The 17,269-nt window shown below is 49.4% G+C and carries 16 protein-coding genes and 1 pseudogene; 5 read left to right on the forward strand and 12 right to left on the reverse strand.

Features of this window, described 5'->3' with window-relative positions; genetic code table 11:
* Positions 1 to 153 precede the first annotated feature (153 nt).
* The 3 genes from BBEV_RS15135 to BBEV_RS15145 all read right to left on the reverse strand — a co-directional run bounded on the left by BBEV_RS15135 (position 154) and on the right by BBEV_RS15145 (position 3,405).
* Positions 154 to 1,503: an ABC transporter substrate-binding protein gene (locus tag BBEV_RS15135; RefSeq protein WP_069366223.1), complete on the reverse strand. Its 1,350-nt coding sequence runs from the start codon at positions 1,501 to 1,503 to the stop codon at positions 154 to 156.
* A gap of 262 nt (positions 1,504 to 1,765) precedes the next feature.
* The gene (locus tag BBEV_RS15140) at positions 1,766 to 2,380 is read right to left on the reverse strand and encodes a YesL family protein (protein WP_069366224.1); all 615 of its coding nucleotides are present in this window, start codon (positions 2,378 to 2,380) and stop codon (positions 1,766 to 1,768) included.
* A gap of 2 nt (positions 2,381 to 2,382) precedes the next feature.
* Positions 2,383 to 3,405 carry a LacI family DNA-binding transcriptional regulator gene (locus tag BBEV_RS15145; RefSeq protein ID WP_069366225.1) on the reverse strand — a complete coding sequence of 341 codons (1,023 nt, stop codon included), beginning with the start codon at positions 3,403 to 3,405 and terminating at the stop codon, positions 2,383 to 2,385.
* 251 nt (positions 3,406 to 3,656) lie between these two features.
* Between BBEV_RS15145 and BBEV_RS15150 the strand changes: the two are divergent.
* Both BBEV_RS15150 and BBEV_RS15155 read left to right on the forward strand, forming a co-directional pair.
* Positions 3,657 to 5,110: pseudogene (locus tag BBEV_RS15150) on the forward strand (glycoside hydrolase family 1 protein).
* Between the two features lie 2 nt (positions 5,111 to 5,112).
* On the forward strand, positions 5,113 to 6,009 hold the full coding sequence (locus BBEV_RS15155; protein ID WP_069366226.1) for an ROK family protein: 897 nt from the start codon (positions 5,113 to 5,115) through the stop codon (positions 6,007 to 6,009).
* A 64-nt stretch (positions 6,010 to 6,073) separates the two neighbouring features.
* Here the strand turns inward: BBEV_RS15155 and BBEV_RS15160 are convergent, their stop codons facing one another.
* The 8 genes from BBEV_RS15160 to BBEV_RS15195 form a co-directional block, all read right to left on the reverse strand.
* Entirely contained in the window at positions 6,074 to 6,997 is a 924-nt protein-coding gene (locus BBEV_RS15160) for a hypothetical protein (RefSeq protein WP_069366227.1), read from the reverse strand.
* Positions 6,987 to 7,496 carry an RNA polymerase sigma factor gene (locus BBEV_RS15165; RefSeq protein WP_069366228.1) on the reverse strand — a complete coding sequence of 170 codons (510 nt, stop codon included), beginning with the start codon at positions 7,494 to 7,496 and terminating at the stop codon, positions 6,987 to 6,989. Before BBEV_RS15165 ends, BBEV_RS15160 begins: the two co-directional genes overlap by 11 nt.
* Positions 7,497 to 7,973: 477 nt before the next feature.
* On the reverse strand, positions 7,974 to 8,657 hold the full coding sequence (locus BBEV_RS15170; protein ID WP_069366229.1) for a response regulator transcription factor: 684 nt from the start codon (positions 8,655 to 8,657) through the stop codon (positions 7,974 to 7,976).
* Positions 8,632 to 10,041, reverse strand: a complete 1,410-nt coding sequence (locus BBEV_RS15175; RefSeq protein ID WP_069366230.1) for a sensor histidine kinase — start codon at positions 10,039 to 10,041, stop codon at positions 8,632 to 8,634. The genes BBEV_RS15170 and BBEV_RS15175 overlap by 26 nt, the downstream gene beginning before the upstream one ends.
* Positions 10,038 to 10,283, reverse strand: a complete 246-nt coding sequence (locus BBEV_RS15180; protein ID WP_232318204.1) for an SHOCT domain-containing protein — start codon at positions 10,281 to 10,283, stop codon at positions 10,038 to 10,040. The genes BBEV_RS15175 and BBEV_RS15180 overlap by 4 nt, the downstream gene beginning before the upstream one ends.
* Positions 10,284 to 10,373: 90 nt before the next feature.
* The gene (locus BBEV_RS15185; RefSeq protein ID WP_069366231.1) at positions 10,374 to 10,616 is read right to left on the reverse strand and encodes an SHOCT domain-containing protein; all 243 of its coding nucleotides are present in this window, start codon (positions 10,614 to 10,616) and stop codon (positions 10,374 to 10,376) included.
* Positions 10,613 to 11,074 (reverse strand): hypothetical protein, encoded by a 462-nt coding sequence (locus BBEV_RS15190; protein WP_069366232.1) that lies wholly within the window; start codon positions 11,072 to 11,074, stop codon positions 10,613 to 10,615. Before BBEV_RS15190 ends, BBEV_RS15185 begins: the two co-directional genes overlap by 4 nt.
* A 107-nt stretch (positions 11,075 to 11,181) precedes the next feature.
* Positions 11,182 to 11,907, reverse strand: coding sequence for a MurR/RpiR family transcriptional regulator (locus BBEV_RS15195; protein WP_069366233.1), 726 nt, complete (start codon positions 11,905 to 11,907; stop codon positions 11,182 to 11,184).
* Positions 11,908 to 12,241: 334 nt separating this feature from the next.
* On the opposite strand from BBEV_RS15195, the gene BBEV_RS15200 reads away from it, so the two are divergent.
* From BBEV_RS15200 to BBEV_RS15210, 3 genes are all read left to right on the forward strand, one after another.
* On the forward strand, positions 12,242 to 13,573 hold the full coding sequence (locus BBEV_RS15200) for an ABC transporter substrate-binding protein (RefSeq protein ID WP_069366234.1): 1,332 nt from the start codon (positions 12,242 to 12,244) through the stop codon (positions 13,571 to 13,573).
* A gap of 260 nt (positions 13,574 to 13,833) precedes the next feature.
* Positions 13,834 to 15,162 carry a 6-phospho-beta-glucosidase gene (locus tag BBEV_RS15205; protein WP_069366235.1) on the forward strand — a complete coding sequence of 443 codons (1,329 nt, stop codon included), beginning with the start codon at positions 13,834 to 13,836 and terminating at the stop codon, positions 15,160 to 15,162.
* Between the two features lie 121 nt (positions 15,163 to 15,283).
* The gene (locus BBEV_RS15210; protein ID WP_069366236.1) at positions 15,284 to 15,748 is read left to right on the forward strand and encodes an RDD family protein; all 465 of its coding nucleotides are present in this window, start codon (positions 15,284 to 15,286) and stop codon (positions 15,746 to 15,748) included.
* Positions 15,749 to 15,825: 77 nt separating this feature from the next.
* On the opposite strand, the gene BBEV_RS15215 is transcribed toward BBEV_RS15210, so the two are convergent.
* Positions 15,826 to 17,253 (reverse strand): MDR family MFS transporter, encoded by a 1,428-nt coding sequence (locus BBEV_RS15215; RefSeq protein ID WP_069366237.1) that lies wholly within the window; start codon positions 17,251 to 17,253, stop codon positions 15,826 to 15,828.
* Between the last annotated feature and the right edge of the window lie 16 nt (positions 17,254 to 17,269).

The raw sequence follows: 17,269 nt of genomic DNA on the forward strand, positions 1-17,269 counted from the left end.
CCTCCTCTTGTGTGATAGAACTTAATTGGTATTGGTTTTGAAAAACAGCGTATAAGTAGTGAACTTCAAGTATCGCGTACCTTTCAAAACCAATAACCAGGCAAAAAAATTGCAGCGGGTACGATGATTCATCATACCCGCTGACAATCACCTTTATCGGCTGATACGCTGATCAACTCGGTTAAGGATATCTTCCCACTCTTCTTCAGGATCGATGCCATCATAGACGTTGTCAAGACCTGCTAAGATCTCACTGTTCACGTCGCCATACATCGGTCCTTGGTAAACGTGTTCACCATCGAGTGCAGATTCTGCAAATACTTGAGCAGTTTCCTGTCCACCAAAGTAGTCACTTGTGTAATTTTGGAAATCTTCCATTTCATACACAGACGGTGTAGACGGGAAGAGGCCCATGTTGTCAAAAGCTTTCATCTGCTGTTCAGGCGCAAGGAGCCACTCCATGAACGCATACGCTTCTTCAGGGTGTTCAGTCTGGTCAGGCATTGTCATATACGATCCGCCCCAGTTTCCGCCACCTTCAGGTACCTGGATAATTCTCCATTTTGTTGCATCAGGTGCGTTGTCCTGGATAACACCTTGCATCCATGCAGGTGCCATCATGGAAGCGAAGCCGCCTTCAGCCATGCCGGATCCCCACTCAGGTGTCCACATACCAAGATTTTCAATATACCCTTGTTCAATCATGTCAGAAGTTGTCATGAAAGCATTTCTTACATAATCTGTTGATTCAAGAATCAACTCATCTTCTTCGTTGAAGTAAGACTGCGGAGCCTGGTCACGGACTGCGTTATAAAACGTTTCCGGGTTGCCGGACATTGGCTTTCCTGTTTCTTCAAGAATTGTCGCTGCTGCTTCTTCATAGTCGTCCCATGTTTCAAGCATGGCTTCTAATTCTTCAGGCTCAGAAGGAAGGCCAGCTTCTTCAAATACGTCCGCACGATAGAACATCGCTGTCGGACCAACGTCAGTAGGAAGACCGAAGAGGAAGTCGCCATCTACGTTTTGTGCATTTTCCCAAGCCCAATCAAGATAGTCACCTTCAAGATCGCCGGCACCCATGTCAAACAGGTTTACGAATCGGTCTTGTGCGGATTTGTACCCATCCATTTCAGATACTTCGATCAATGCAAGGTCCGGCGCACCACTGCCAGCTGAGAGCGCTGTAAACAAGTTGTTGTGGTGGTCACCCATTTCAATTTCCTGGAAGTTGATGCTGACGTCCGGGTTTTCTTCAGCATATTCTTCTGCCAGTTCCGGGTAGCCTGTTGCACCGAAGAGCCAAACGGACAATTCCACGTCTGCATCCCCGTCACCAACTTCAGTTACTTCTGCATCATCGTTTTCTTCGTTCGCTTCGCCACTCGGGCTGTCTGCATTGTCACCATCCGGGTCCACGTTGTTGTTCCCGTCGTCATTACCGCCACACGCTGCAAGCACTGCGGACATACCGATGATGCTTGTTAAATAAAGATACTTTTTCATTGTCAATCCCCCTGTGTTGAATTAGTTTACTCGAAAGCCCATTTCGTTCCCTTCATGTTTGCTTCGCCCAAACCACTAAATCGGTTTCGTTCCTGTCAAAAAAAAGACGTTTTATGATGAGTGGTAGCTCTTTCATATCCAGGTTTGGGTGGAACAAAATTTCGAAAGCAACTAAATCGGTTTCGTAAGGCAATTGTAAGATCATTTGCTCCGAATGTCAACGCTTTCTTGGATTTTTTTTTTCGTTTTTTTTACAATCCCTTTACTCACGGGCTGAAATCCGCTGTAATTTCTCCATGTTCTGAAGAATGACAACTGTCACCAGGTAACTCATAATGCTCGCGGTGAAAAATAAATGGATCACCGGTAGCTGGTAACCGGCATACAGGATTATGCCAAACGCGAGCAGTAAGGATCCGGAATAAACCGGTGACAGCATCGCAAACGTAAAAGAGGCCTTCATCAACCCCCAAAACGAACGGGATTTATAGGCAAAGATGGCTGGCGCGTAAAGCAGAAACAGAATATACACCACCGTCAGGGCAATCAGAATCCCGAAAATGAACGTCATGAGGAAATGATCCATGCGGAGAACGATATACAAATCCGCATATAAAAAGAGTCCTGCAGCAAGCAGAATCAGCATCAAGACGTTTCCTTTAAGGAAGTTCTGCACAAAACCTTCATGGAAAACCCGGAAATCACTGCGTTCATCAGGGTCCGAAGACAAGCGGTCAAAGTGCACCTTGAAGAGTGCAATCGTTGCCGGTACGACTCCGAAAACCACTAACCCTCCGACCAGGGTGTACCCGATCCACAGCAGATTCAGGATTGCAAAGCGCATGAGCCATTCACTGATTTGCTGAAGTTTTTCCATATTCAGACACTCCCGATTTCATGACCCGTGGATTCCCGGACGATCAGATCCGGTTCTACTTTCAATGACGTACGCTCGATATTTCCCTGAATCAGATCCTTCAGAATATAAGCTGCCATACGGCCGATTTTATCCTTGTCCTGCCTGATGGTCGTGAGTGGCGGCTCTACATGTCTGGCCGCTGTAATGTCATCACAGCCAATGATGGCAAATTCGCGGATATCAAGTCCCTGGTCTTTGATCGCCCTCATTGCACCGATCGCCATCAAGTCGGATATCGCAAAGATTGCACGTGGTGTCCGCTCCTTTTTCAACAGTTCATTCATCTGCTTGTAGCCGCTGTCTTCGAAGAAGTCTCCGTAAACAATCCAGTCGTCCGGTGTCTGGAGGCCATATGCTTTGGCCCGCTCCCGAAACCCTTTTTCACGTTCATTTGAAATCAAGGATGATTCCGCACCGCCAATAAAGGCAATTTCCCTCTGACCGGAGAGATAGAAGTGTTCCACAGCCAATGCCGACACCTGGTTGTTATCTGTCATGATGTAACCGGAATGCGGTCCGTCCAATTGAATGTCCACACCGATACATGGAATATCGCTCTGGACGAGGTCATCTACCGATGGCTCTACGTGTTCCCCGCCGATGATGATGCAGCCATCAACGTTATAATGCTGGCATCGCTGGAGATAATTCTCATCCGCTTTATGGAACTTCTCATTCGAGAAAAACAACAGATCGTACCCTTCTGCGCCCATCGTCTTTTTGAATGTGCTGACCACCTCCACAAAGAACGGGTGATTGAAGTTCGCGTTGATTTTCCCTGCGTAGATGACACCGATCACTTTCGTCACTTTTTTCACCAGCGATTGCGCCGCATAGGATGGACGGTACCCGTGCTCGTCCATAAGTGCAAGGACCCGCTCTTTTGTTTTCATGCCTACATCGTCGTAATTGTTGATGATCTTAGACACCGTAGCCTGGGAAACCCCGGCCAGTTTGGCTATTTCCTTTATCGTCATCTTCATTTCTGATGCCCCTTTGCTGATGTCATTGAGAATTGCATTGCTATCGTCATTTGTTTTCATAAACACGGTTGAATCGTTACGAAATAGTTTCGTTTCAGATAGCTTATCACATTAGAAGATTCTTTGACAAAGGAATTCATATCAAATATAATTTGAACGAAACCGATTTCGATTCTGGCGGGCTTTATCGCCTGAATTTTTTTGTTAACGCTTACGTGAAAACTTCATTATACAATCAAGGAGGAGATACAATGATACATGAAAATTTGAAACCTTTCCCAACGGATTTTCTCTGGGGATCAGCTTCTGCTGCCTATCAGATCGAAGGTGGCTGGGATCAGGCCGGCAAAGGACCGTCCGTGTGGGATGTGTTTACGAAACAGCCCGGTACGACTTACAAGGATACGAACGGTGATGTGGCAGTGGATCACTACAACCGCTATGAGGAAGACGTGAAGCTGATGGCTGAAATGGGCTTGAAAGCGTACCGTTTTTCGATTGCCTGGACCCGGATTTTCCCTGCTGGTAAAGGTGAAATCAATGAAGCTGGGCTGGCATTTTACGACCGGCTCATCGATTCACTGATAGAACATCACATCGAGCCGATTATTACCGTCTACCACTGGGATCTTCCTCAGGCGCTGATGGATGACTACGGCGGCTGGGAATCAAGAGAGATCATTGAAGATTTCGACCGTTACTGCTCCGAGCTCTTCAAACGCTACGGGGACCGTGTGAAATATTGGGTCACTCTAAATGAACAGAATGTCTTTGTCGGACTTGGTTACAAAGCTGGCCTTCATCCCCCGGGCGTCAAGGATACAAAGCGTATGCATCAGGCAAATCACCATGCTTTTTGGCGAATGCCAAAGTGATTCAGTCGTTTCGTAAGCTGGTTCCAAACGGAAAAGTGGGCCCGAGCTTCGCACACGGACCGGTCTATCCGCTGGATGCACACCCGGACAACGTGCTGGCCATGGAGAACGCGGAAGAGATGAACAATCACTGGTACATGGACGTGTACGCCTGGGGCACATATCCCGAGATCACGATGAACTACTTAAAAGAGCAGGGGACGGCACCGGAAATTCTGCCTGGGGACATGGAACTGTTGGCTTCAGCCAAGCCGGACTTCATGGGGGTCAACTATTACCAGACGTCGACGGTGGCCACGAACCCGCTGGACGGTGTCGGTGAAGGGAAGATGAATACGTCAGGTAAAAAAGGGACGACTTCTGCTTCCGGAGTGCCCGGTCTTTACCGGAATGAAAAGAATCCGTATCTCGAAGCGACGAACTGGGATTGGGAAATCGACCCCGTCGGTCTTCGCATCGGCATGCGACGGATCAAGAACCGCTACAACCTCCCGATCCTGATTTCCGAAAACGGTCTTGGGGAATTCGATAAGCTGGAAGATAACGGCGAGATCAATGACGACTACCGCATTGACTACCTGGCTGCTCACTTGAAGCAGATCCAGCAGGCGATTACCGACGGTGTTGACGTGATCGGCTACTGCACGTGGTCCTTTACGGATCTGTTGAGCTGGCTGAACGGGTATCAAAAGCGGTACGGCTTCGTTTACATCGACCGGGATGAAGAAAGCGAAAAAGAGCTGAAACGTTTGAAGAAGAAAAGCTATCACTGGTATGCGAAAGTCATCGACACCGGTGGCGAGCACTTACACCACAAAGGCGGTGACTGACCATGACGTCCACTTTGTACTTAACATTTGATATTGGCGGAACCGCCGTCAAATGGGGTCTGATTGATGCGAACGGCCAGATTCACAGCAAGGCTTCCTTTTCTTCGAATGAAGGGAGCGGTCAGGCCATTCTGAACGGGATGAATGATATCATTACGAAACAGCTGACTGACGTGAAAGGTATTGCCATATCCGCTCCGGGTTTTGTCAATCCCGATGGGTATCTTGAATATGGTGGGGCAATTCAGGACTTTAACGACTTTCAAATGAAGCGGTATTTCGAGGAGCGCTTTGAACGGCCCATTACCATCGAAAACGATGTGAACTGCGTTGCATTAGCCGAGCAGTGGCTTGGGAATGGTCAAGATTTGACGGATTTTATTTGCATGACGGTAGGCACCGGTATCGGAGGTGCCTTGATTCTCAACGGGCGTTTATACCGCGGTCATAACTTCCGGAGCGGTGAATTCGGTCACATGATCACTCATGGGCTTCATAAATACGAACCGATGGCCGATGGTTTGAGTGATCAGGCCTCGATATACGTGATCCGGCGGAAGTACGCTGCGTATCAGAACCTGTCCGTGAAAGATGTCACCGGAGAGATGGTTTTCGAGGCGTATGACGGCGGGGATCCCACAGCGGTCCATATCGTCAATCAATTTTACGAGCGATTGGCCGTTGGCATTTACAACATCACCGCCATCCTGAATCCCGAGAAGATCCTCGTTGGCGGCGGCATTACGTCCCGTCCGACGTTCATTACTGAACTGCGCAACCATTTAAGCTATGTGGACCGGGCCTTCAATCCACCTGTTGAAACCTGCCACTTTCGAAATGATGCAGGCCTGATCGGTGCGATGGCCTTTCATAAATTGAGCTATCCTGGGCATCGATAAGCAGAATAACGAACGACACCACAGGGATATCCCGTCCCGGTGGTGTCGTTTTTTCGTGCCTGATTTAATTGATACGTTCAGGTAACAGGGGATGACGGAGAAATTCCTGCTCATAGCAAGTGCCATCATCCAGACAAACTTTGGTCTCGAGGCGGTCCAGGTTCGTGTGCAGTTCCAATTCTTCCACGAGTTCATTCACGTAATGCTCCAGTGTTTCCCCGTAACCAAACATCATCAGCTGATTCTCTGCAACCAGCGTCTCCACCTTAGGGAAATCCTCTACTTCAAGACTTTCCACATTGGCTTCGTTACTAAATCCGAGACCGAATAAATAGTGGTTGTTTGGCAGCCCTTCACGAAGCACTGTCATCATCTCTGTCCCACTTTCGTGCCCGGTGCGTAAGGTCGTTTCATCAATTTGAATCGAAAATACTTCAGCCAAGTATCGCTCCTCTTCAGCGCCGGCATCAAGGGTCACAGCCCCAGCCAGGTTCAGTCGCCGGTGATCGTCCACATAGTAGTAGCCGAAAAATTGATACTGACTGCCTTCAATCATACCAAAGCGCTCGATCGTGTCCACATCCTTATCTTCACTGATGAGTTCAGTCACCAGTTCATCGGGGCTTCCTTCCAAGACATACGTGCCGGCATTTTCTGATTCAAAGTGAAACATCCGGGCCGAGGTGTCAGGGTCATCAGGCGCTGTAATATTGACCTGTTCGCTCTGAAAGAAGATCGTTTCGTCCCTATCCGACGTTCCTTCAAGGAGCGCCCACATCACATACGCAATCACAGGAAACAACAATAGCGTCGCTGCATAGGTCATCCCTTTACCCGGAGGCAGCCAGGAGCGCTTCGTCTTTTTATGATCATGCTCGATTTTTTCTTCCTCCTGCTTCAGCTCATGCAGGATCTGTCTGCGATTCGCCGGTGACAACGTCTCTTTTTTCCGCTTGTTCAACTCTTCTGTAATCGGATCACGTTTCACGGGTCATCCCTCCAGTACGTCCCCAATTTTGTTTGAGTTTTTTCAGCGCCCTGTGATACGTCACATAGACCGATGTACGGTTCATGTTCAATACATCCGCCACTTCCGCGGTTGTCAATTCACTGATTCCCCGGAGCAGCATAACATCCCGCTGTTTTTCCGGCAGCTGATGAACCTGACCCATCAGTTCGTCGGCCGACTCCTTGGCAATGACTTGTTGTGTTGTATCCATTGCCAATGAATCTGTGCGCTCGGCCAGGTCATCCTGAGCCAAAGGCAGATCTCGTCTACGTCGACTTTCATCGATCGCCACTCTGCGTGCGATGGTAATCAGCCACGTCTTTTCAGATGAGCGCTTTTCGAAGTGCCCGATGGATCGAAGCGCCTTGATGAAAGTCTCTTGCACCAGATCTTCCACGTCACGCTGCCGCGTGTAATACACGAGGAAGTGGTACACATCATCGGCGTGATCGCGAAATAATTTTTCAATCTCAGTCATGATCCTGCCCTCCTCATCTGCCTTCACTGCATTAGACGAATCCGCTTCATTAAATCTTACATGATTATTGAAATTTCTATGTATGTTCGGAGTATTTTGTCTCCGCGCTGCCGCCCATGCCGCTATGACCGATCGGGTGACAGGTTGACGGTCGCCATTCGCCACTCAGGCCCATTTCCGTAATCAGTGACAGTTTGCGGGAAAATTCCTCTCTTTATTCTTCGGATTCCCTGTCACTCCAGCGTAAAAAAGGTTAAGTGGCCGATTCATCATTTTGTTCGGACACTCCAAACCAAAAAGCTGTTCAACGGCAGCACTCAAAATCCTTATATGTCCATTTAAGTGCGATTTTATGCCACTTGCTTTGATTTCAGACCTGGGCGGCCATTTTCAGGCTGAAATATGCCACTCAGTCTCCGTTGAGGGATGTGAGTGACCGACATCTCTACCGAATGGAAAAAGCCGTCAGGAGTATCCTCACTCCTGGCGGCTTTCTGCCAGCCACTTATACCCTTTTCCCCAAACGGTCTTCAAATGATCATCCACCGGAAAACCGCTCCTCCGGACTTTTTCACGAAGGTTCCGGATATGTGTATCCACCGTGCGTCCTTCCGTATCCGAGCCGAGTCCCCAGGCGGTTTCGATGATTTCCTCTCTGGAAAAAGCCCGCCCCGGATGACGAAGAAACAGCCCGATGGTATCGAATTCCTTCGGTGTCAAAGCAATGGCTGTGTCTTCATAGGTGAGGGAGCGTTCCTGCCCGTTCCAGATCAGACCACAGCACTCCTCCACGTCCTGACGCTTCGAGCGCCGGAGCAGCGCTTCGATTCGGGCCAGGAGTTCATGTTCATCAAAGGGCTTTGTCAAATAATCATCCGCTCCGGTTTTCAGGCCCCGGACAACGTCCTCTTTCTCATCTCGCGCCGTCAACATGATCACCGGAATATCCGAAAAGCTGCGTACTTCTTTGCAGACTTCCCAGCCGTCCATATCCGGCATCATGATGTCCAGAATCACCAGATCCACCGGTTCATCCGCAATCCGCTCCACGGCATCAGCACCCGAGGTTTCTTTCAGTACCTGATGACCATAAGGTTTGAGGTACAACGCAATCAAATCAAGCATCCGTGCTTCGTCATCCACGATCAGAATTTTTGCCATTTCTTTTCCTCCCTTCCGGCATTGTTACCGTGAGAACCGTACCTTGATTGACTTCACTGTGGATCGCGATCGACCAGCCGTGACGATCGATGATGGATTTAACAATCGATAAACCGATCCCGCTGCCGCCTTTCGCTCTTGATCGGGATTTGTCCACCCTGTACAACCGGTCAAACACATAGGGCAGGTGATGTTTTGCCATGCCGATCCCCTCATCGCTCACACTCAGCTGAATCCTGTTCTCGGTGTCACGCCTAGCTTCAACGGTAACCGTCGTGTCTGTTTCGGAATAGCGCACCGCATTATCCAGGAGGTTTCTGAGCACCTGGGTCAGGCGGTCAAGGTCTGCGCGCGTCCATAGTCCTTCTTCCACATGAGTGACCAGGCTGATCTCCTTTTCACGGAGCACACCTCTTGCCTCCTCGCAGAAATTCGTCAAAAAGCCGCTCAGATCCACATCATCCATCTCGACAGTAAATTCATTCGAATCAAGCTTCGCCAGATCAAACAGTTCTCCCACAAGCCGGGACAGTGAGGCGGCTTCCTCTTCGATAATGCCAATGTAGCGGAGCCGGTCCGTTTCGGATGTCTCCGGCTTTCGGGCGATATCCGCGTAGCCTTTCACGTAAGTCAGGGGCGTTTTCAACTCATGGGCAATCCCGGCGAGGAATTCATTGCGGTCTTTTTTCAATTTCTCCAGATCCTGCGCCAGCCGTCGGATCGCCATCTCCAGTTCACCCAGTTCATCCTGGCCTTCGTAACCGAGTGTCACATGCATTTCGCCTCTGGCCAGCTGATCCGTTGCCGTTTTCATTCTTCTCAAAGGAACGGAGATCACCCGGCTCAGGAAATAGACCGTCACCACGGAAAGGGCGATTGCCAATAAGCCGCCGATGACAAACTGAACCGTCAGCTGATCGATGGTACCGGCAATCTGATCGGATGGAGCGAGCATGAATACATAGCCGGCTGTTTCTTCGTCCACTGAAATCAGCGCAGCAGAAGCAATCTCCTCTTCCCCCTGCCAGTTATCCTCTATCATCAACGATCCCTGGTTTTCATCAGGAAGCTGAAAGGCCACCACGGTTTCTTCAAGGGCTTCCGACGGATCCATACTGGAAGCCAGAATCTGTTTCTCGCCATCTGTGATCACCACGTCTTCTGCGGTACTTTGCTCCATCAACACGACGTGGGACATGGTCATGTCACTGAAGTCCAGCGCCAATGCTTCCGCATGACTTTCCGTCTGCTGCACCAGCCGGTTGAAGACTTCGTCCACCCGGTCATCGGCAAGGGTCCAATAGAGAGCAAAATAAAGGACCGACTGAATCATCACCATGAACACGAGAAAGAGGAGACCGATTTTCACAGATAGTCTGCTCATCGCCGGTCCCGCCGCTCGCTGTCGAGAATTTTCGCTTTCAAACGATCATAATCCTCTTCGCTGATTTCTCCTCTGGCCAACTGCTCATTTAAGAGATCAATCGCCGACTTCCCCCGCTTTGTACCCCCGGTGAAATAACGGATTAACAAAACCGCAATCACAACCAGGACGATCAGATAAATCAGCATAAACAAAGGCATCCAGCCAAAACCGAAACCCCCGCCGTTTCCCATCATATGCATCATCTCAACCCCTTTATATCCAGCTCTCGTTTACTATATGAATAAGACACAGCCCGTGTTCCTTTTTGTGGCTGTGCCTCGAGTATACCATCAGCGATCTTGAATCGCTCTTTTTTTCCGGTTATATTCCTCTTCTTCGATCTCACCCTTGGCATAGCGGGCATCGAGAATCTTCAGCGCATCGTCTGCCACATCGGACGGCGACGACCGGCGATTTCCCGTGACGAGCTTATAAATGACGTAGATGATCAGGATGACCAATGCGATTTGCAAGAATGACCAGAGCCAGCCGCCACCCATCAGGAAGTTCCCAGTATTATAGCCGTGCATCATCGCGCATCATCGCCATCAAAGGCATCGTTTTCACCCGGGAAACCGCTGTTCTCTGACGAACCGTGGCAAGGGAAGGACCCTTCGTTCTCTTCCATCCACTCAATCATTTCCTCGTGGCGTTCTTTTGAAAAGCCACCCATACCCATACCTCTGCGGTGGAACTGGGTTCCTTCAAAGCCGCGTTCCTCATAAAATTCTTCCAGTTCTTCTTCAGACAAGCCCATCATACCAGATCCCATCATGCCGTTCCTGCCATGCATACCGAAACCTTCACCATTGGAACCACGGTTTTCGAAGAATTCCTGACGTTCCTCGTCGCTCAGATCGCCTCCAGGGAATCCGTTCATGCCGCTTCCCGGACCAAATGCGCCAGCGGGACCGGTGATAAGTGTACCGATCAGTACCCCCAGTGCCAGTAAGCCTGTGACCATCAACCAGATAGTTCTTTTGTTATTCATTCAAACCCTCTCCTCTCATCTCTTGATACCCTTATCTTACGGTTCAAATATCAAGAAACTATGGAGATCGAAGTGACATCAAAAAAAGATTCCGACAAACTGAAGGCTCACTCCAGTTTGTTCGCATGAATCAGACGGGCGATCTCCTCGAGTATATAGACCACCGGAATTTGTGTGGTAATGTTCGACCCGGCAAAATGCTGTTCGGTAATGTAGTAGGAGATATTGACATCCGCCATTCTTGCAAGCGAGGACTGGCGATTGTTTGTGATCGAGAGAAGACGGCTTTTTTTCTCTTTCAGTTTTTGCCCGTGTGTCATGGTGAATTCATTCTCCCCGGACACAGACAAGGCAATGGTCACACTGTTGTCCAAGTCCTCATGAACCGGCATATACCAGTCGCGCAAAAACACCGAAAACGTCCCGAGACTTGAAAAATAACGGGCGCCGTATTCCGCGAGTGTTCCGGAACTCCCTATACCAACGAAAAAAACACGGTCCGCTTCACTGACCAGAGCTGCAGCTTCTTCAAGCTGCTCGTGAAACTGTTCGTTTTCTGTCCGCTCAAAAAATTCTGTCAGCACATGGCGCCCCCCTTTGATTGCAGGCCTTTCTCCTTCATCGAGCATCATTTTCAGTTTCACCTTAAATTCCGAAAACCCCTCACAATCAAGCTTTCGGCAAAAGCGCATGATCGTTGACGTCGATACATGCGCTTCATTCGCCAGGTCACGGATGCGCATGTAGACGACTTTTTCTTTATTGGCAATGACGTATTGATATAAACCCATTTCCAACTCGTTAAACGATTTGATCACTTCAGTAGTAAACATCGTACCAGCCCCTTATCCTCTTCCCATTGATGGATGAATGCAACAACCCGTTTGCTTCTGCTCTTAGTATAACGCAATCAAGAAACGCTGTGTTCCACATTTGAAACATGTGCTTTTTGCCGGTATACGCATCCGAATCGTTAAAACCACTGTTTATCTTCGGGACTTCATAATACACTGATGCACATAGTACTAAAGCGCTTTCGTGAATGGCCCGTCTCTTGGAAAGGGTCCCTTCATCCCGAAGTGATCAGTCGAAGGACTATCACACACATGTGCAATGATTCCTTACCGTTCCATTGAAAAACAGACATTTTTAAAAGGAGAGATGATCATGAGAAGAACGCACGTGCTTTCAATCTTACTTATCGGAACAATCGGTCTTGCAGGCTGCAACGGCAATCTGCAAAACAACGAACATCCAGCTGGCAATCAGACAAATGGCAATGGCAGCGACAATGAGAATGGGTCTGATCTGGAAACCTTCGGCGACAGCGACCCGGAAGTCGAGCTCTCATTTTGGTTATTTGGTGCCAATTATGACTCGCTCGTCGAGGAATATGTGGAGGAGAACCCGAATATCGCCATTAACATCCAGCAAATCGATATGGGCGATCACCATAACAATCTGTTCACCTCCCTGTCTGCCGGAAGCGGCGCACCAGATATGGCTGCCATCGAAGTTTCCGAAATCGATACGTACAAAACGGCAGAAGATCAATTTGTGAATTTATATGACCTCGGCGCAGAAGAAATCGAAGACGATTACCTGAATTGGGTATGGGATATCGGCACAAGCGTGGATGGTGACTTTTTATTCGGGATCCCGACCGATATCGGTCCAACCGTAATGTATTACCGAGCCGACGTGTTTGAAGAAGCCGGATTACCAACAGAACCGGAAGAAGTGGAAGAGCTCATTCAGACGTGGGAAGATTATGGTGAGGCTGCCGAGCAAATTCTAGAAGAGACCGGCAAACCGATATCCGATAATCCGGAAATGGTCTATAACGCGAAACGTGACCAGTCACCGGAACAGTATTTCAATGAGAATGACGAGTTGATTATCGACGAAGCCCCTTACGTTAAAGATGCCTTTTATGATACAGCTGAATGGATCGAAAAGGATTACATCATTAACCATGGCATGTGGTCGCCTGAATGGGGCAGTGCCATGTCAGATGGCAGTTACGCCACGCTCCTCGGTCCTGCCTGGATGAGGGATACCATCAAAGACAATGCACCGGACGAAACGAACTGGCGCATTGCGCAAATGCCAGGAGGCGCCGGTAACTGGGGCGGGTCGTGGGTCACGATTCCGGAACAGTCCGATCATCCGGAAGAAGCCTATGAATTTCTGAAATGGCTCCTCGCTCCTGAACAGCAGATGAGATCATTCGAAGAACGGGGCATGTTCCCATCGACCCCTGATGTGTACGAAAAAGAGGCATTCGTGACGATCACCGATGATTATTACGGCGGTCAAAATGTCGGTGAAATCTTCGCAGAAGCCGCACTGGATGTGCAGCATGTCCATAAAGGGGCTCAATACGGCGATGTCAACGCTGAAATTGTCAGCGGCCTTGATAATGTGTATGACGGTACCGATCCGGATGAAGAATGGGAAGATATTCTCAATCGGGTTGATCAGCGCATCTCCAGATAACCGTTTCAGATGAACCAATACACGCTTTGACAGTCATGATGATGAGGCCGGGGTCCCCCTCCCCGGTTCTTTTCGCTATTACAGGGCACCCATGCCCTTGCACCAATCTTTTTCTCTGACACACAGCGTTTCTTTTCAAAAACAAATGCTTTTTTCTGGGAAACGCTCCGGAATCACTTGGCGTACTGTTTCACGCAGCTGTTTCGTACTATACTGAAGCTACATTCGAACAGTCGAATGGATCAAGGAGTGGATGCAATATGGCAGAGGGTATCAAAATCACCACCATTGGCGGCGGATCCAGTTATACGCCGGAGCTGATCGAAGGCTTTATTAACCGTTATGAAGAACTGCCGGTCAGTGAGCTGTGGCTCGTGGATATTGAAGCCGGCAAAGAGAAGCTTGACATTGTCGGGAACCTGGCCAGACGAATGATCCAAAAAGCCGGCCTTCCCATTGAGGTGCACCTGACATTGGATCGTCAGAAAGCCTTGAAAGATGCGGATTTCGTCACCACCCAGTTCCGGGTCGGGTTACTCGAGGCCCGGTCTAAAGATGAACGAATCCCGCTGAAGCATGCCGTCATCGGTCAGGAAACCAACGGCCCAGGCGGCCTCTTTAAAGGGCTTCGCACCATCCCGGTAATACTCGATATCGTTCGTGATATGAAAGAATACTGCCCCGACGCCTGGCTGATCAATTTCACCAACCCCGCAGGTATGGTCACCGAAGCGATTCTCCGCTATACCGATTTCAGAAAAGTCATCGGGCTCTGCAATGTGCCCATCGGGATTGAAATGGGTGTTGCCAGGTTGCTTGACGTTGATCACGACCGGATTCGTATTGATTTCGCCGGTCTGAATCATATGGTGTACGGACTCGATGTGTATCTTGACGGCGTCAGCGTCAAGGACCGTGTCATCGAATTGCTCAGCGCAGAAGATACCAGCAGCTTCGTCAAAAATATCGACGGACAGGCTTTTGAGCAAGGGTTCATTCGAGCATTAGGTGCCTTGACGTGTCCGTATCACCAGTTTTACTATAAAACCGATGAAATGCTTGCCCACGACCTGAAAAACTACGAAGCCGGAACTACCCGGGCAGAAGTGGTGAAAAAGCTCGAAAGTGAACTGTTTGAACGATACAAGGATCCGGATCTCGCCATCAAACCGCCGCAGCTCGCCGAACGGGGCGGTGCCCATTACAGCGATGCAGCGGTTCGACTGATCACGTCGATCTATACGGATAAAAAAGACATTCAGCCTGTCAACACCATCAACAATGGCGCTATTTCCGGCATCCCGGATGATTCGGCTGTGGAAATCAGCTCTCTGATCACAAAAGATGGCCCGAAGCCTCTCGTGCTTGGAGACCTGCCTGTTGCTGCCCAGGGTCTCGTCATGCAAATCAAATCCTTCGAACGCATCGGTGCAGAAGCGGCAGTAACGGGAAACTACGATACCGCCTTACTTGCCATGACCATCAATCCTCTGGTCCCGTCTGACAAGGTGGCCAAAGTGATTCTCGACGAAATGCTCGAAGCCCATCAAGAACATTTGCCGCAGTTTTTCAGCAAAGTGGAATCCTGAGCATACAAAACGCCCTTTCCAGATGGAGAGGGCGTTTTGTATAGATTATCAATTGATTTCCTTTTTTTTACTTATATGTTACCATAAACATACGACAATCCATCGAAAGGAATGTGACACGATGTCATCACTCATTCACTTACGAAAACGCATCCTCGCCAGATTATACGATGGGCTGATTCTGAACGGAGCTGTTTATTTAATTCTGTATTTCACAATTCTGGAAAGCGCGATCCTGACAGAGCGCGGAGGAGCGTGGTCTGTTGTCTTCCTGAGCTACATGATCCTTGTGCCACTTTTTTGGAACGGTTACGTCATTGGAAGAAAGATGAATCAAATCCAGCTCCAGTATACGAAGTCCAATTTGAGTACCTTAGATAAATTCCGTCACCTGTTTTTAAGGGAATTTGTCGGATTTTATCTGATCGGGCTTCTGACAATCGGCCTTTCCTTTATCGCCAGCATGATCATGATCTACAAACGGGAAGATAACAAAGGTATTCACGATCTGATCGGCGGCACACACATGGTCGAACACGAACAGGAAGCCAAACCATTTGCTTCCGCGCAACATGCTTCAAACTAAACCGGATATCCGCATACGAAATCCCCTTGCCGGAGGTTGGCGAGGGGGATTTTTCGTTAACAGATTATCGGCTTCATTTATTGATCAGATACTGATTGCTCATCTCTTCCCTCGGATTCTTCTCGCTTCGGAGGATTTTTTACGAACATGGCAATGATAAAGCCGATAAAGGCCAGGAAGGTGGCGACCCAGAAGGAGAAATTCACGCCCTGGACCATCGCTTCGTTCATGGTCCGTCCGTTTGAAGAGAATGCTGCACCCACAGTCATCACCGTGACGAGAAAAGCCGTCCCGATCGAACCGCCCACCTGACGAAGGGTGTTATTCATCGCCGTGCCGTGTGGGATGAGCCGCTCAGGCAGCTGATTGAGTCCCGCGGTCGTAATCGGCATCATCACCATGGCGAGACTCATCATGCGAAAGGCATGAACGGTCGTCATGTAGGCAAAGGACGTGTCTTCTGTGAGCCGCGTGAAGAGAAAGGTCATCACCGTCAACAGACCCATCCCGATAATGGAAAGCCACCTCGCCCCGACCTTGTCAAAAATCCGCCCCGTAATAGGATTCATCAAGCCCATCAGTAAAGCGCCTGGCAACAGCATCAACCCGGACTCAAACGCACTGAAACCAAGCATATCCTGCATGTAAATCGGCAGGATCGTTGCCGCACCGATCATCGACATGAACACGACGATCCCGATGACATTACTCAGTGCAAAGATCGAATAGCGGAAGACCCGGAATTCGAGAATCGGTTCCGGAATCTTCAACTGTCTCAGGATAAACCACGTCAGGGAAATGCCGCCCACCGTGACGGAAAGACCCACTTCCCAACTTGTCCAGCCGGAGGTCCCTGCATAACTGAAGGCAAAGAGCAGCCCGCCAAAGCCAAAGGTCGAGAGCATAATTGATTTGACATCAATTTTCGGGAAGGTCTGTTTCGTCACGTTTTTGAGCACAAAATAAGCGACGGCCAGATCCAGCAGTGCGATGGGCAGCACGATAAAAAACAGCATGCGCCAAGGGTACTGATCCACAATCCAGCCGGACAATGTCGGCCCGATTGCCGGAGCAAAGGCGATGACAAGTCCGACCAACCCCATGGCCTGTCCCCGTTTTTCCACCGGGAAGATCATGAACAATACCGTCTGCATGAGGGGAATCATAATCCCCGCCCCACTCGCCTGAATGATCCTGCCCACGATGAGCATGCTGAAGTTGGGCGACAGTGCCGCCACCAGTGTCCCAAGGGCAAAAAGGCTCATCGCCGTCATGAACAGTTTCCGGGTGGTATATTTGCCAATCAGAAAAGCGGTGATGGGAATCATAATCCCGTTCACCAGCATGAAAATCGTATTCACCCACTGCGCCGCATTGGCGTTAATGCCGAGATCCCGCATAATCGGCGGGATGGCGGTGACCAGCAGGGTCTGGTTCAAAATTGCTACAAATGTCCCCGTGAGCAGCACGGCGACAATGGGGAACTTCCGCATGTCATCGGGCATGATCAAAACAACTCCT

It is taken from the genome of Salisediminibacterium beveridgei, assembly GCF_001721685.1.
In the GTDB taxonomy this organism is placed as follows: domain Bacteria; phylum Bacillota; class Bacilli; order Bacillales; family Salisediminibacteriaceae; genus Salisediminibacterium; species Salisediminibacterium beveridgei.

What these genes read in the sequence shown, in the direction of transcription:
- BBEV_RS15145 (WP_069366225.1), bottom strand. Translation starts at nt 3,405, where the DNA reads ATGAAGATGACGATAAAGGAAATAGCCAAACTGGCCGGGGTTTCCCAG.
- BBEV_RS15205 (WP_069366235.1), top strand. Translation starts at nt 13,834, where the DNA reads ATGGCAGAGGGTATCAAAATCACCACCATTGGCGGCGGATCCAGTTAT.
- BBEV_RS15195 (WP_069366233.1), bottom strand. Translation starts at nt 11,907, where the DNA reads ATGTTTACTACTGAAGTGATCAAATCGTTTAACGAGTTGGAAATGGGT.
- BBEV_RS15170 (WP_069366229.1), bottom strand. Translation starts at nt 8,657, where the DNA reads ATGGCAAAAATTCTGATCGTGGATGACGAAGCACGGATGCTTGATTTG.
- BBEV_RS15175 (WP_069366230.1), bottom strand. Translation starts at nt 10,041, where the DNA reads ATGAGCAGACTATCTGTGAAAATCGGTCTCCTCTTTCTCGTGTTCATG.
- BBEV_RS15210 (WP_069366236.1), top strand. Translation starts at nt 15,284, where the DNA reads ATGTCATCACTCATTCACTTACGAAAACGCATCCTCGCCAGATTATAC.
- BBEV_RS15200 (WP_069366234.1), top strand. Translation starts at nt 12,242, where the DNA reads ATGAGAAGAACGCACGTGCTTTCAATCTTACTTATCGGAACAATCGGT.
- BBEV_RS15180 (WP_232318204.1), bottom strand. Translation starts at nt 10,283, where the DNA reads ATGCATATGATGGGAAACGGCGGGGGTTTCGGTTTTGGCTGGATGCCT.
- BBEV_RS15135 (WP_069366223.1), bottom strand. Translation starts at nt 1,503, where the DNA reads ATGAAAAAGTATCTTTATTTAACAAGCATCATCGGTATGTCCGCAGTG.
- BBEV_RS15215 (WP_069366237.1), bottom strand. Translation starts at nt 17,253, where the DNA reads ATGCCCGATGACATGCGGAAGTTCCCCATTGTCGCCGTGCTGCTCACG.
- BBEV_RS15185 (WP_069366231.1), bottom strand. Translation starts at nt 10,616, where the DNA reads ATGATGCACGGCTATAATACTGGGAACTTCCTGATGGGTGGCGGCTGG.
- BBEV_RS15165 (WP_069366228.1), bottom strand. Translation starts at nt 7,496, where the DNA reads ATGACTGAGATTGAAAAATTATTTCGCGATCACGCCGATGATGTGTAC.
- BBEV_RS15140 (WP_069366224.1), bottom strand. Translation starts at nt 2,380, where the DNA reads ATGGAAAAACTTCAGCAAATCAGTGAATGGCTCATGCGCTTTGCAATC.
- BBEV_RS15155 (WP_069366226.1), top strand. Translation starts at nt 5,113, where the DNA reads ATGACGTCCACTTTGTACTTAACATTTGATATTGGCGGAACCGCCGTC.
- BBEV_RS15190 (WP_069366232.1), bottom strand. Translation starts at nt 11,074, where the DNA reads ATGAATAACAAAAGAACTATCTGGTTGATGGTCACAGGCTTACTGGCA.